Below are 14,585 nucleotides of genomic sequence, written 5' to 3' on the forward strand. Positions count from 1 at the left end.
GAACAGCAGACCGAGAAAAAAGCGGCATAGCAAAACGGTTGACGCGACAACTACCTTGAAAAACGCCGGGTGGGGCAAGAGCGTTTTGCTTACTTTTGACTGGGCCGGCTTCCGGGCTTTTCGAAAGTGACCCGCCGTCAGGGCGGAACCCTAAGCGGCCGTTACTACAAAAACGGATATGCACTCGATCCCCCCCAATCTGAGCAATAAAGGAACCTTATGAACTGGCAACCCCACATCACCGTCGCCACCATCGTCGAAGACAACGGCCGCTTCCTGATGGTGGAAGAATCCAAGGCCGGACGCGCAGTGCTCAACCAGCCCGCCGGCCACCTGGACCCGAACGAAACCCTGATCGAAGCCGCCGTACGCGAAACCCTGGAAGAAACCGGCTGGGACGTCGAACCCACCAGCGTCACCGGCATTTACCTCTACACCGCCCCCAGCAACGGCGTGACCTACCAGCGCGTCTGTTTCGCCGCCAAGGCCTTGAAACACCATCCCGAGTATCAACTGGACGACGGCATCCTCGGCGCCAAATGGCTGACCCGCGACGAACTGCTCGAACAGCGCGAACACTGGCGCAGCGAGCTGATCATCCACTGCATCGACGATTATCTGGCCGGCCACTGCCACAGTCTGACGCTGATCCGTCCTTCTCTTTAGCCTTGTGCGCCCGGGCCTGATAGAATCGCGTCCTTTTTCAAGACACTCATTGAACTCCTATGCGTGATCCAGCTCCTTCTGACACATCCAAGAAGCGCGTCATTGTCGGCATGTCCGGCGGCGTGGACTCTTCCGTTTCCGCCCTTCTGCTGATCGAGCAGGGTTATGAGGTGGAAGGCCTGTTCATGAAGAACTGGGAAGAAGACGACGGAACCGAATACTGCACCGCCATGGATGACCTGGCGGACGCCCAGGCCGTGTGCGACAAGATCGGCATCAAGCTGCACACCGCCAACTTCGCCGCCGAGTACTGGGACAACGTCTTCGAGCACTTCCTGGCCGAATACAAGGCCGGCCGCACGCCGAACCCGGACATCCTCTGCAACCGCGAAATCAAGTTCAAGGCGTTCCTCGACTACGCCATGATGCTCGGCGCCGACCTGATCGCCACCGGTCACTATGTGCGCCGCCGCGACATCGACGGCCGCACCGAACTGCTCAAGGGCCTGGACCCGAACAAGGACCAGAGCTACTTCCTGCATGCCGTCGGTGGCGAGCAGATCGCCAAGACCCTGTTCCCGGTAGGCGAACTGGAAAAGCCCGAAGTGCGCGCTATCGCCGAAAAACACCAGCTCGCCACCGCCAAGAAGAAAGACTCCACCGGGATCTGCTTTATCGGTGAGCGGCGTTTCAGCGACTTCCTCAAGCAATACCTGCCGGCCCAGCCGGGCGAGATCAAGACCACCGAAGGCGAAGTCATTGGCCGTCACCATGGCCTGATGTACCACACCATCGGCCAGCGCCAGGGCCTGGGCATCGGCGGCCTGAAAGACGCCGGGGAAGAGCCGTGGTACGTGCTGGTCAAGGACCTGGAGCACAACGAGCTGATCGTCGGCCAGGGCAACGACCATCCATGGTTGTTTTCCCGCGCCCTGCTCGCCTCCGACATCTATTGGGTCAACCCGATCGACCTAAGCGAACCACGCCGCCTGACGGCCAAGGTTCGCTACCGCCAGAGCGACCAGCCCTGCACCCTGGAAAAAACCGCCACGGGCTACCGTGCCACCTTCGATGACCCGCAGCGGGCGGTCACGCCCGGCCAGTCCGTGGTGTTCTATGACGGCGAAATCTGCCTCGGCGGCGGCGTGATCGAAGTCGCAGAACCCTGGAGCAGCAAGGCATGAGCGCCATCCAGGAACAACTGACGGCATTGGGCGGCGTGTTTCTCGCCGCCGTACTGGTGGACAGGATCGCCAAGACCGGCCAGGCCACCGAAGCGGGCGTGGCCTGCATGCTCGGCAGCCTGCTGGTTCGCGACCCCAAGGACACCCTGGAAGTCTACGGCGGCGACGACTTGAACCTGCGCGAAGGCTATCGTGCGCTGATCGGCGCCCTGGAGCGCGATCCCAGCGCCCTGCAACGCGAACCGCTGCGCTATGCCCTGTCGATGCTGGGCCTTGAGCGCCAGTTGGCCAAGCGCGACGACCTGCTGGAGACCATCGGCAAACGCTTGCCGCAGATCCAGTCCCAGGTCGAGCACTTCGGCCCGTCCCACGAAAACGTCGTCGCGGCCTGCGGCGCGTTGTACCAGGACACCCTGAGCACCTTGCGCCAGCGCATCCAGGTGCATGGCGACATGCGCAACCTGCAGCAACCGAGCAATGCCTCGAAGATCCGCGCCCTGTTGCTGGCCGGGATTCGTTCGGCACGGCTGTGGCGACAGTTGGGCGGCCATCGCTGGCAACTGGTGATCAGCCGGCGCAAATTGCTTAAAGAGCTTTACCCGTTGATGCGCAACGAATAAGTCGCCTCAACCCGTTTTTTTTGTAGCAAGGGAGCTTGCCCCCGCTGAACCGCAGAAGTTGTGTAGGAGCTGTGTAGGAGCTGTGTAGGAGCTGTGTAGGAGCTGTCGAGTGAAACGAGGCTGCGATCTTTCCCCAGACACTTGAATCTCAAGCGAAAGATCAAAAGATCAAAGCTCGACAGCTCCTACACGCCCAGCGGGAGCAAGCGCCCTCGCCACAGGTAATAAACAGTTTTAGCTTGTTACGCGTAATACGCCGGTCAGTTGGCGACGGACCGGCGATTGTTTTCATGTATGATACGCGCCCCATTTCGTTGCCCGACTGTCCGAGAACACCCCATGCAGCTCTCTTCGCTCACTGCGGTTTCCCCTGTTGACGGCCGCTACGCCGGCAAAACCCAGGCCCTGCGCCCGATTTTCAGCGAGTACGGCCTGATCCGTGCCCGCGTCCTGGTTGAAGTGCGCTGGCTCCAGCGTCTCGCCGCCCACCCTGCCATCAGCGAAGTGCCGGCGTTTTCCGCCGAAGCCAACGCGGTGCTGAACGCCCTGGCAGAAAATTTTGTGCTGGAGCACGCCGAGCGCGTCAAAGAGATCGAGCGCACCACCAACCACGACGTCAAGGCCATCGAATACCTGCTCAAGGAGCAGGCGGCCAAGCTGCCGGAACTGGCCAATGTCAGCGAGTTCATCCACTTCGCCTGCACCAGCGAGGACATCAACAACCTGTCCCACGCCCTGATGCTGCGCGAAGGCCGCGATGAGGTGATGCTGCCACTGATGCGCCAGACCGCCCAGGCCATCCGCGAGTTGGCGATCCGCTTCGCCGACGTGCCGATGCTGTCGCGCACCCACGGTCAACCGGCTTCGCCGACCACCCTGGGCAAGGAACTGGCGAACGTGGTCTACCGCCTGGAGCGCCAGATCGCCCAGGTGGCCGCCGTGCCGCTGCTGGGCAAGATCAACGGCGCCGTGGGCAACTACAACGCCCACCTGTCGGCCTACCCGGACATCGACTGGGAAGCCAACGCCCGCGCCTTCATCGAAGACGAGCTGGGCCTGAGCTTCAACCCCTACACCACCCAGATCGAACCGCATGACTACATCGCCGAGCTGTTCGATGCGATCGCGCGCTTCAACACCATCCTGATCGACTTCGACCGTGACATCTGGGGCTACATTTCCCTGGGTTACTTCAAGCAGCGCACCATCGCCGGCGAAATCGGCTCCTCGACCATGCCGCACAAGGTCAACCCGATCGACTTCGAAAACTCCGAAGGCAACCTGGGTATCGCCAACGCACTGTTCCAGCACCTGGCGAGCAAACTGCCGATCTCCCGCTGGCAGCGCGACCTGACCGACTCCACCGTGCTGCGCAACCTGGGCGTGGGCTTTGCCCATAGCGTCATTGCCTACGAAGCCAGCCTCAAGGGCATCAGCAAGCTGGAACTGAACGAGCAGAAAATCGCCGCCGACCTGGACGCCTGCTGGGAAGTCCTGGCCGAGCCGATCCAGACCGTGATGCGTCGCTACAACATCGAAAACCCGTATGAAAAGCTGAAAGAACTGACCCGTGGCAAGGGCATCAGCCCTGAAGCGTTGCAGACTTTCATTGATGGCCTCGACATGCCTGCCGAGGCCCGCGCCGAGCTGAAGAAGCTCACGCCGGCCAGCTACATCGGCAACGCAGCGGCACAAGCCAAGCGCATCTGATCCACGGCTTTACCTTTGAGACGCCCGGCCGCGCCGGGCGTTTTTATTCGCGTCTGAAAAGTATATTTTTTCAATAGGTTACACATGAATCCTGATATTCCTCTGCAACTCCTGGGCGGCATCACGGCACGGGAGTTCCTGCGCGACTACTGGCAGAAAAAACCCCTGCTGATCCGTCAGGCGATTCCTGACTTCCAAAGCCCGATCGATGCCGACGAGCTGGCCGGCCTGGCCCTGGAAGAAGAAGTCGAATCGCGCCTGGTGATCGAGCACGGCGAGCGACCCTGGGAATTGCGTCGCGGCCCGTTCGCCGAAGACGAATTCAGCAAGCTGCCAGAGCGCGAGTGGACCCTGCTGGTACAGGCAGTCGATCAGTTCGTACCGGAAGTCAGCGAGCTGCTGGAGAACTTCCGCTTCCTGCCTAGCTGGCGCATCGACGACGTGATGATCAGCTTCGCCGCACCCGGTGGCAGCGTGGGTCCGCATTTCGATAACTATGACGTGTTCCTGCTGCAGGGCCACGGCCAGCGCAACTGGAAAATCGGCCAGATGTGCGACTCCGAAAGCCCACTGCTGCAGCACGCCGACCTGCGCATCCTCGCCGAATTCGAAGCCACCGATGAGTGGACCCTGGAACCGGGCGACATGCTCTACCTGCCGCCGCGCCTGGCCCACTGTGGCGTGGCCGTGGACGACTGCATGACCTACTCGGTGGGTTTCCGTGCGCCGAGCGCCGCTGAAGTCCTGACCCACTTCACCGACTTCCTCAGCCAGTTCCTGCCGGACGAAGAGCGCTACACCGACGCCGACGCACGCCCTGTAGCCGACCCGCACCAGATCCAGCAGGACGCCCTCGATCGCCTCAAGGGCTTGCTGGCCGAGCACATGAGCGACGAGCGCCTGCTGCTGACCTGGTTCGGCCAGTTCATGACCGAGCCGCGCTACCCGGAACTGGTGGTGGGCCCGGAACTGGAAGAAGACGACCTGCTGGCCAGCCTGGAACAAGGCGCCGTGATCATTCGCAACCCGAGCGCGCGCCTGGCCTGGTCGGAAGTCGATGACGACCTGTTGCTGTTCGCCAGTGGCCAGAGCCGTTATCTGCCGGGCAAGCTGCGCGAGCTGCTGAAAATGATCTGCGCCGCCGACGCCCTGCACATCGAGAACCTCGGTCCTTGGTTGGCCGACGAAGACGGTCGCGGCCTGGTCTGCGAGCTGGTCAAGCAAGGCAGCCTGGGGTTCGCCGATGAATAAAATTCACGTTCGTGTCGCAGACTGGCAAAAGGATAACGCCGAGATCCGGCGCATTCGTGAGACCGTGTTCATTGCCGAGCAGTCCGTTCCACCTGAGCTGGAATGGGATGCCGACGACCAGAGCGCGGTGCATTTTCTGGCGTTTGAAGGCGACTTTCCCATCGGCACCGCTCGCCTGTTGACCGACGGCCATATCGGCCGTGTCTCGGTCCTCAAGGACTGGCGCGGCCTGAAGGTGGGCGATGCGCTGATGCACGCGGTGATCGCCGAAGCCGAGAAGCGCGGGCTCCAGCAACAGATGCTCAGCGCCCAGGTGCATGCCACACCGTTCTATGAGCGGCTGGGGTTTGCGGTGGTCAGCGAGGAGTTCCTGGAAGCCGGGATTCCGCATGTGGACATGGTGCGGCGCTCGGCCTGAAACCTTGTGGCGAGGGGATTCAGCGAAACGTCGCACCGCCCCGCTGGGTGTAGGAGCCTGCGATCTTTTGATCTTGTTCTTTCGCTTCAGCCTCAATTGGTAATGGAAGGATCGCAGCCTCGTTGCACTCGTCAGCTCCTACAGGCTGCTCCCTAGCCACAAAAGCATTATCAGCACCACAAAACGCCCCGCCATCCACCGATGCCGGGGCGTTTTGCCGTCTAACATTCAACTTGCGCCACCCGGGGCCGACAAACTGGCAATATCAGGCCTTTGTCTCATGGAGAAATGGACATGCTTCTACGCACCCTGCTGACCCTCTTGCTGCTTGGTAGCAGCCTGTCAGCCGTGGCCGATACGCAAATCGTGCCACTGAACTACCGCACCAGCGCCGACCTGCTGCCGGTGGCGCAGAATTTCATCGGCAAGGACGGGCAAGTCAGCGCCTACGGCAACCAACTGATCGTCAACGCCGAGCCCGGCAAGATCGAAGAACTCCGGCAATTCCTGGCCCAATTGGACACCGCCCCCAAGCGCCTGCTGATTACGGTCGACACCAACGAAAACAACCTGCAGGGCGACCAGGGTTACTCGATCAATGGTGCCGCGCCCAGCCAGACCCGCATCATCAACCGCAGTACCGCCAGCCGTGACGGCGGCGTGCAGCAGGTGCAAGCCAGCGAAGGCCAGCCGGCGCTGATCCAGGTCGGCCAGAGCGTGCCCTTCACCAGCAGCCAGACCGACAACTACGGCCGCCTGCAAAGCCAGACCGAATACCGCAACGTCACCCAGGGTTTTTATGTCACGGCGAGCGTCACCGGAGAGACCGTTCATCTCAGTATCAGTACCAACCGTGACCGCATGAGCCAGGAACGTCCCGATGTAGTGAACGTTCAGAGTACCGACACAACCGTCAGCGGCCGCCTGGGCGAATGGATCACCCTGGCTGGCGTCAATCGCCAGACTCAAGCCGACAAGCAGGGCCTGACCCGCAGCTACTCTACCCAGGGCCGCGACGACATGATTTTGCGGGTCAAGGTCGATACCTTGAACTGAAGCACCAAAAACTGACTGATGAGTCGTATTAGACCAAAGATGTAGTGCCACAAAAAAAGCACTACAAAACGTTTGACGAGGCAAAAAACCGAAGGCATGATGGCCTCGCTCCCGCTAATCAGGGGCCCTGGCAAGGGCCTTCGGGTCGACGCTTGCAACTACCCTGCGAGCCGATTCGTGTCTGTACCGCCCATAAGGTGTGTTTGACGAGGTTGCGACTGGAACGAAGTTGTCCCGAGGGACGGAAGCGTAACTAGGTAACCCGGCATCACTCTGAGTTCGTATGGAGGCCCACGACGCCCGAATGCGCCCGCAGTTCGCCCCTACCTGCTCACTTTCCCCTCGAGCCCATCGTTCATCCCGTCGCCTCCCCGCCTGAACCGACTTGTACGCCAACCCCTGGTCGGCAGGAGCAGGAATTTTCCACCAAGACCTATGCGACGAGGTTTATCTCCATGGCACTGACACGCGAACAGCAAATTGCAGCCCTTGAAAAAGACTGGGCTGAAAACCCGCGCTGGAAAGGCGTGAAGCGCAATTATTCCGCTGCTGACGTCGTCCGTCTGCGTGGCTCGGTTCAACCTGAGCACACCCTTGCGAAAATGGGCGCCGACAAGCTCTGGAACCTGGTCACCCAGGGCGCCAAGCCAGCCTTCCGTCCCGAGAAAGATTTCGTCAACTGCATGGGCGCCCTGACCGGCGGCCAGGCTGTGCAGCAAGTCAAGGCCGGCATCCAGGCGATCTACCTGTCGGGCTGGCAAGTGGCCGCGGACAACAACTCCGCCGAGTCGATGTACCCCGACCAGTCGCTGTACCCGGTGGATTCGGTTCCAACCGTGGTCAAGCGCATCAACAACTCGTTCCGTCGCGCCGACCAGATCCAGTGGAAAGCCGGCAAGAACCCGGGCGACGAAGGCTACATCGACTACTTCGCGCCGATCGTGGCTGACGCTGAAGCCGGTTTCGGTGGCGTCCTGAACGCCTACGAGCTGATGAAAAGCATGATCGAAGCAGGCGCCGCCGGCGTTCACTTCGAAGACCAACTGGCTTCGGTGAAGAAATGCGGCCACATGGGCGGCAAGGTACTGGTTCCAACCCAGGAAGCCGTGCAGAAGCTGACCGCTGCCCGCCTGGCCGCCGACGTTGCCGGTGTACCGACCATCATCCTGGCCCGTACCGACGCCAACGCCGCTGACCTGCTGACCTCCGACTGCGACCCGTACGACCAACCGTTCGTAACCGGTACCCGTACCCAGGAAGGCTTCTACAAGGTGCGCGCCGGTCTCGACCAAGCCATCGCCCGCGGCCTGGCCTACGCGCCGTACGCCGACCTGATCTGGTGCGAAACCGCCAAGCCGGACCTGGACGAGGCGCGTCGCTTCGCCGAAGCGATCAAGAAGGAATACCCAGACCAGATCCTGTCGTACAACTGCTCGCCTTCCTTCAACTGGAAGAAAAACCTGGACGACGCGACCATCGCCAAGTTCCAGCGCGAACTGTCCGCCATGGGCTACAAGCACCAGTTCATCACCCTGGCCGGCATTCACAACATGTGGCACAGCATGTTCAACCTGGCGCACGACTACGCCCGCAACGACATGACCGCCTACGTGAAGCTGCAAGAGCAAGAGTTCGCTGACGCCGCCAAGGGCTACACCTTCGTGGCTCACCAGCAGGAAGTGGGCACCGGCTACTTCGACGACATGACCACCGTGATCCAGGGCGGCACTTCGTCGGTGACCGCACTGACCGGCTCCACCGAAGAAGAACAGTTCCACTGATACACGCCATAAACGGCCCTTGCGGACCGAGTAAAAGCTAACCGCAAAGCCGATGATCTGAAGCCCCGACTGGTTCGGGGCTTTTTTTTGGTTTTTCCCGCTCCGTTTTTCACACCTTGAAATGACTGACCAACTGCTGCAACTGGTTACCCAGGCGCGCCAGTTCGATGCTGGAGGCTGCGGTTTCTTCGCTGGCGGAGGCGGTCTGTTCGGATACATCACGCACGCTCAGGATACTGCGGCTGATTTCCTCGGCCACCGAGCTTTGTTGCACCGCGGCGGCGGCAATCTGTTGGTTCATGGCCTGAATGCCAGAAACCGCCTGGGTGATGTTGCCCAGGGAGGTGCCGGCCTTGCCTGCCAATTCCACGCTGCTGTCGGTCAGTTCGCGGCTGTTTCGCATGATGCTCGATACCTGGCGCGTGCCGTTCTGCAAGCCCGCCACCAGGCTTTCAATCTCTTCGGTGGAATGCTGGGTACGCTGGGCCAGTCCACGGACTTCATCGGCGACCACGGCAAAACCGCGTCCGGCGTCACCCGCGCGAGCGGCCTCGATGGCAGCGTTAAGAGCCAACAAGTTGGTCTGTTCAGCCACCGCCCGGATCACGTCCATGATCTTGCCGATGCGCCCGCTTTCCTGTTCCAGCTCGTTCATGGCTTCGACTGAACGCCCGACCTCCCCGGCCAAGCGCTCAATCTGAACGATGGCTTGCGCGACCACCTGGTCGCCAATACGGGCTTGTGCATCGGCCTCTGATGCAGCTGCGCGAGCTTGTTCGGCATTACGCGCGACCTCATGCACGGTGACCGACATTTCGTGCATGGCGGTAGCCACCTGATCGGTCTCGGTCTTCTGACTGTTGACCCCGGCACTGGTCTGTTCGGTGACAGCCGACAGCTCTTCGGCGGCACTGGCGATTTGGGTGACGCCATCGCGGATGCCACCGATCAGGTCGCGCAAGGTGGTGCCCATGCGCTCAATACCCTGCTGCAAGACACCCAGCTCATCACGACGGGTCACGATCATGTGCTGCGTGAGGTCGCCTGCTGCAATGCGATCGACCACAGCCAATGTGTCCTGCAACGGCCGTGTAATCTGGCGGGTGATGATCAGGGCGGCAAAAATCCCCAGCAACATCGCCAAGGCAGTACAACTCAGTTGCAGGATGCGCGCCTGGGCGCTGTCTTCGTCACGGGAAACCAGTTGGCTGGCATACATTTCGTCACACAGACGAGTGATGGTTTCACCCAAATCGATGGTGTCCTGCACGGCCTTGCCAATGGCCTGATTGCTGGCAGTGAAATCCTGCACCGAACGGCGGTAAGCAATCAACGCAGTTTCCAGCTGCTTGATGGTGTCGGCATAGGTCGGACCGAAAGCGCCGTTGAGGGTTTCGATGCCCTTGAGCGCATTTTCGAGCTGGCGGGCGGCGGCGAGCTCGGTGGCACTGTTGGGGTTGCCGGTATAGCCACGCACTTCATAACGCACCAGTGCCAAGTCCTCTTTTGCCTTGAGGATGACCCTGTACTGCTCGAAACGGCGCTCATCCGAGGCAGGCATTGCTTCTACGTCATTGATGACCTTGGCAATCAGCGCGGCACCCTTGACCGCATTGACGCCCATCTCCTTGCGCATGGCCGCATCATTGCGATAAGCCTCGCGCATCGTATTCAGTGCCACTTGATACTGCGTGCTGGCCTGCTCGATCAGCGCAAGTTTCTTCAGGTTTTCAGGTTTTCTCAACTCGTTTGCGAGGCTTTTCTGCTTGGCGACAAACTGGTCCAGCGACGCCTGGATCAATGCACCCTTTTGTTCATCTCCCCGGTCCAGCTGGTATTGCAAGCGAGCCCTGCGCAGGTGATCAAGACGGCTGCCGAGTTCGGTGATGCTGGTCATTCGATCAGTACGCTCGATCATTTTCCCCAGGCTGAACCAACCGGTCGCGGCGAGGATAGCGGTCAGAAGCAGCACAACGGCAAAGCCCAAAGCCAGCTTGAGCATAACGCTCATATTCGCGATCCAAGAGTTCATGGCATTCCTTGTGGTCATCAGCCGCGAACGATGAAACCTGGCGCGGCTATCTAAGAAGGGACGTAGCCTAATCAAGTATTGATATAGATGATTAGATGAATGAAGCACAAAGATAGCCATTTGACATCATTCATTCAAGGAAAGTCGAGGATGCATCGATTGGGTGGGGGCTGGCGAGCAAAAATCGGCACGAGACCGGGCCTAACGCACCACCGCGGTGTCGCTTAAACGCGCAACCCCATGGCCACAGGTTCTGCATTGGCTCAATTGATCGACTTTGAGCTGACGAGCCTGGTTTTTTCACCCGTTTTTTTTGAAGCAACCTACGCTGTAAGAGCAAGCCTGCATCTGTGGGAGTCCGGCTTGCCCGCGATGAACGATTACGCTGTCTGCCTCGGGACCGCGTTGCCGGCATGGCGAGCAAGCCTGGCTCCCACAGGCGCAGTCCCCCACGCGGATCCAACCCTCACCGATCCCCTCCCCCACAAAACTTCGGCGCACAGGTAGAAAAATTGATCGAACGCAGTATTGGGCAGTCCGAAAAGGAGTAAAACGTGCGGCGCTGACAATTGCAGTAGCGGCGATGTAAGACAGTCTCTCGGGCACAATACTAAGTACACCGTAGAAAGGTCGCCGCAGATAATAATAATTATCATTTGGAAGCCATTATCATTGTTGCATTCCGCACGAAATATTATTGCTGAACACACGGTCAACGCCCGCCCGGCCTGGGCCGCGGGGTCATGGAGGCGCGCTATGTCCTTATTCCAATAAATAATTTCGCTATAGGAATTTTACTTGCCCGGTGTTTAGCCATAAAATCACCGCGATTGATTGCTGCGACATATCGTCACTGCGTTATTTCATTCAAGCTCAGAGACCTTTGCTCTCTGTTAAGGATTTCCAGCATGTCCGAAGCGACAGGACTCATGGCCCACAATTGGGGCTTTGCCATTTTCCTTCTGGGCGTTGTTGGCCTGTGTGCTTTCATGCTCGGTGTGTCGAGCCTGCTTGGGTCAAAAGCCTGGGGCCGCAGCAAAAATGAACCGTTCGAGTCCGGCATGCTACCCACCGGTGGCGCCCGCTTGCGGCTCTCAGCCAAATTCTATCTGGTCGCGATGCTCTTCGTGATCTTCGATATCGAAGCCCTCTTTCTCTTTGCATGGTCTGTGTCCGTCCGCGAAAGCGGCTGGACCGGATTCGTCGAAGCTCTCGTTTTCATAGCAATTCTGTTGGCAGGTCTTGTCTACCTTTACCGAGTGGGGGCGCTTGATTGGGCTCCGGAAGCTCGGCGCAAGCGGCAAGCGAAGCTGAAACAATGAGGCTTTGGCAATGCAATACAATCTCACTAGGATCGACCCCGATGCTCCTAACGAGCAGTATCCGATTGGCGAACGGGAAACCGTCGCCGATCCGTTAGAAGATCAAGTCCACAAAAACATCTTCATGGGCAAGCTCGAAGACGTGCTGAACAGCACGGTCAACTGGGGTCGCAAGAACTCCCTGTGGCCGTACAACTTCGGCCTTTCGTGCTGCTACGTGGAAATGACCACCGCCTTCACGGCGCCCCACGACATCGCGCGCTTTGGCGCCGAGGTAATCCGGGCATCGCCACGCCAGGCGGATTTCATGGTTATCGCCGGTACCTGCTTCATCAAGATGGCGCCGATCATCCAGCGTCTCTACGAGCAAATGCTCGAGCCCAAGTGGGTTATCTCCATGGGTTCGTGCGCCAACTCCGGTGGCATGTACGACATCTACTCTGTCGTTCAAGGGGTGGACAAGTTCCTGCCCGTGGACGTCTACGTGCCCGGCTGCCCGCCTCGCCCTGAAGCTTTCCTGCAAGGCCTGATGCTGTTGCAGGAGTCGATTGGCCAGGAGCGTCGCCCACTGTCCTGGGTCGTTGGCGATCAAGGCGTCTATCGCGCCGACATGCCATCGCAAAAGGAACAGCGCCGCGAACAGCGTATCGCAGTCACCAACCTGCGCAGCCCCGACGAAGTCTGATCCAGCTCTGTTCCTCTACAAGAAACGAGAACCTGGCTTCATTCTTTACGTTGACCGAAAGCGATAAATAACCATGACTACAGGCAGTGCTCTGTACATCCCGCCTTACAAGGCAGACGACCAGGATGTGGTCGTCGAACTGAACAACCGTTTTGGCCCCGAGGCGTTCACCGCCCAGCCGACCCGCACCGGCATGCCGGTGCTTTGGGTTGCCCGCGCCAAACTCGTCGAAGTCCTGACTTTCCTGCGCAACCTGCCCAAGCCGTACGTCATGCTCTATGACCTGCACGGCGTGGACGAGCGCCTGCGCACCAAGCGTCAAGGGCTGCCCGACGGCGTCGACTTCACCGTGTTCTATCACCTGATGTCGATCGAGCGTAATAGTGACGTAATGATCAAGGTCGCCTTGTCCGAGAGCGACCTTAGCGTGCCGACCGTGACCGGCATCTGGCCGAACGCCAACTGGTACGAGCGTGAAGTGTGGGACATGTACGGGATCGACTTCCCCGGCCACCCGCACCTGACCCGCATCATGATGCCGCCGACCTGGGAAGGTCACCCGCTGCGCAAGGACTTCCCGGCCCGTGCCACCGAGTTCGACCCGTTCAGCCTGTCCCTGGCCAAGCAACAGCTCGAGGAAGAAGCCGCGCGCTTCAAGCCTGAAGACTGGGGCATGAAGCGTTCGGGCGCCAACGAGGATTACATGTTCCTCAACCTCGGCCCGAACCACCCTTCGGCCCACGGTGCGTTCCGCATCATCCTGCAGCTGGACGGCGAAGAGATCGTCGACTGCGTGCCTGACATCGGCTACCACCACCGTGGCGCCGAGAAAATGGCCGAGCGCCAGTCCTGGCACAGCTTCATCCCGTACACCGACCGCATCGACTACCTCGGCGGCGTGATGAACAACCTGCCGTACGTGCTGTCGGTCGAGAAACTGGCCGGGATCAAGGTACCGGAGAAGGTCGACGTCATCCGCATCATGATGGCCGAGTTCTTCCGTATCACCAGCCACCTGCTGTTCCTGGGGACCTATATCCAGGACGTGGGCGCCATGACCCCGGTGTTCTTCACCTTCACCGACCGCCAGAAGGCCTACACGGTGATCGAAGCCATCACCGGTTTCCGCCTGCACCCGGCCTGGTACCGCATCGGTGGTGTTGCCCACGACCTGCCACGCGGCTGGGAAAAGCTGGTCAAGGACTTCGTCGAGTGGATGCCCAAGCGCCTGGACGAATACACCAAGGCCGCCCTGCAGAACAGCATCCTCAAGGGTCGTACCATCGGGGTCGCCGCCTACAACACCAAAGAAGCCCTGGAATGGGGCGTCACCGGTGCCGGCCTGCGTTCCACCGGTTGCGACTTCGACCTGCGCAAGGCGCGCCCTTACTCCGGCTACGAAAACTTCGAATTCGAAGTACCGCTGGCGGCCAATGGCGATGCCTACGACCGCTGCATGGTTCGCGTCGAGGAAATGCGCCAGAGCATCAAGATCATCGACCAATGCATGCGCAACATGCCGGAAGGCCCGTACAAGGCGGATCACCCGCTGACCACGCCGCCGCCCAAAGAGCGCACGCTGCAACACATCGAGACCCTGATCACGCACTTCCTGCAGGTTTCGTGGGGCCCGGTCATGCCGGCCAACGAATCCTTCCAGATGATCGAAGCGACCAAGGGCATCAACAGTTATTACCTGACGAGCGATGGCGGCACCATGAGCTACCGCACCCGGATTCGCACCCCAAGCTACCCGCACCTGCAGCAGATCCCTTCAGTGATCAAAGGCAGCATGGTCGCGGACTTGATCGCGTACCTGGGTAGTATCGATTTCGTTATGGCCGACGTGGACCGCTAAGC

Annotated in this window: 12 protein-coding genes and 1 pseudogene; 11 read left to right on the top strand and 2 right to left on the bottom strand. The window is 60.0% G+C overall.

The window, feature by feature from the left end:
- Positions 1–219 precede the first annotated feature (219 nt).
- The 8 genes from ASC85_RS14700 (at position 220) to aceA (ending at position 8,686) form a co-directional block, all read left to right on the top strand.
- A complete protein-coding gene (locus tag ASC85_RS14700; RefSeq protein ID WP_057450006.1) occupies positions 220–666 on the top strand; it encodes an NUDIX hydrolase in 447 nt (148 codons plus the stop codon).
- A 59-nt stretch (positions 667–725) separates the two neighbouring features.
- Entirely contained in the window at positions 726–1,850 is a 1,125-nt protein-coding gene (gene mnmA / locus ASC85_RS14705) for a tRNA 2-thiouridine(34) synthase MnmA (protein WP_057450008.1), read from the top strand.
- The gene (hflD, locus tag ASC85_RS14710) at positions 1,847–2,470 is read left to right on the top strand and encodes a high frequency lysogenization protein HflD (protein WP_057450010.1); all 624 of its coding nucleotides are present in this window, start codon (positions 1,847–1,849) and stop codon (positions 2,468–2,470) included. The genes mnmA and hflD overlap by 4 nt, the downstream gene beginning before the upstream one ends.
- 339 nt (positions 2,471–2,809) lie before the next feature.
- On the top strand, positions 2,810–4,180 hold the full coding sequence (purB, locus tag ASC85_RS14715) for an adenylosuccinate lyase (RefSeq protein WP_057450012.1): 1,371 nt from the start codon (positions 2,810–2,812) through the stop codon (positions 4,178–4,180).
- Between the two features lie 84 nt (positions 4,181–4,264).
- Positions 4,265–5,431 (top strand): ribosomal protein uL16 3-hydroxylase, encoded by a 1,167-nt coding sequence (locus ASC85_RS14720; protein ID WP_003203358.1) that lies wholly within the window; start codon positions 4,265–4,267, stop codon positions 5,429–5,431.
- Positions 5,424–5,849: a GNAT family N-acetyltransferase gene (locus ASC85_RS14725; RefSeq protein WP_003203360.1), complete on the top strand. Its 426-nt coding sequence runs from the start codon at positions 5,424–5,426 to the stop codon at positions 5,847–5,849. Before ASC85_RS14720 ends, ASC85_RS14725 begins: the two co-directional genes overlap by 8 nt.
- 294 nt (positions 5,850–6,143) lie before the next feature.
- Entirely contained in the window at positions 6,144–6,905 is a 762-nt protein-coding gene (locus ASC85_RS14730; RefSeq protein WP_003203361.1) for a secretin N-terminal domain-containing protein, read from the top strand.
- A 455-nt stretch (positions 6,906–7,360) separates the two neighbouring features.
- The gene (gene aceA, locus ASC85_RS14735) at positions 7,361–8,686 is read left to right on the top strand and encodes an isocitrate lyase (protein WP_003203364.1); all 1,326 of its coding nucleotides are present in this window, start codon (positions 7,361–7,363) and stop codon (positions 8,684–8,686) included.
- Between the two features lie 109 nt (positions 8,687–8,795).
- On the opposite strand, the gene ASC85_RS33820 is transcribed toward aceA, so the two are convergent.
- Together ASC85_RS33820 and ASC85_RS33825 are read right to left on the bottom strand one after the other, a co-directional pair.
- On the bottom strand, positions 8,796–9,713 hold the full coding sequence (locus ASC85_RS33820; RefSeq protein ID WP_414705995.1) for a methyl-accepting chemotaxis protein: 918 nt from the start codon (positions 9,711–9,713) through the stop codon (positions 8,796–8,798).
- A pseudogene (locus tag ASC85_RS33825) lies at positions 9,699–10,838 on the bottom strand (methyl-accepting chemotaxis protein); the annotation flags it as partial. The gene ASC85_RS33820 and the pseudogene ASC85_RS33825, both read right to left, overlap by 15 nt.
- A gap of 788 nt (positions 10,839–11,626) precedes the next feature.
- On the opposite strand from ASC85_RS33825, the gene ASC85_RS14745 reads away from it, so the two are divergent.
- The 3 genes from ASC85_RS14745 to nuoC all read left to right on the top strand — a co-directional run bounded on the left by ASC85_RS14745 (position 11,627) and on the right by nuoC (position 14,583).
- Positions 11,627–12,040, top strand: a complete 414-nt coding sequence (locus ASC85_RS14745; protein ID WP_003203367.1) for an NADH-quinone oxidoreductase subunit A — start codon at positions 11,627–11,629, stop codon at positions 12,038–12,040.
- A gap of 10 nt (positions 12,041–12,050) precedes the next feature.
- On the top strand, positions 12,051–12,725 hold the full coding sequence (locus tag ASC85_RS14750; RefSeq protein ID WP_013693708.1) for a NuoB/complex I 20 kDa subunit family protein: 675 nt from the start codon (positions 12,051–12,053) through the stop codon (positions 12,723–12,725).
- 73 nt (positions 12,726–12,798) lie between these two features.
- Positions 12,799–14,583 (top strand): NADH-quinone oxidoreductase subunit C/D, encoded by a 1,785-nt coding sequence (gene nuoC / locus ASC85_RS14755; RefSeq protein ID WP_057450016.1) that lies wholly within the window; start codon positions 12,799–12,801, stop codon positions 14,581–14,583.
- The last annotated feature ends 2 nt before the right edge of the window (positions 14,584–14,585 follow it).

The sequence above is a fragment of the Pseudomonas sp. Root401 genome (genome assembly GCF_001425105.1).
GTDB lineage: Bacteria > Pseudomonadota > Gammaproteobacteria > Pseudomonadales > Pseudomonadaceae > Aquipseudomonas > Aquipseudomonas brassicacearum.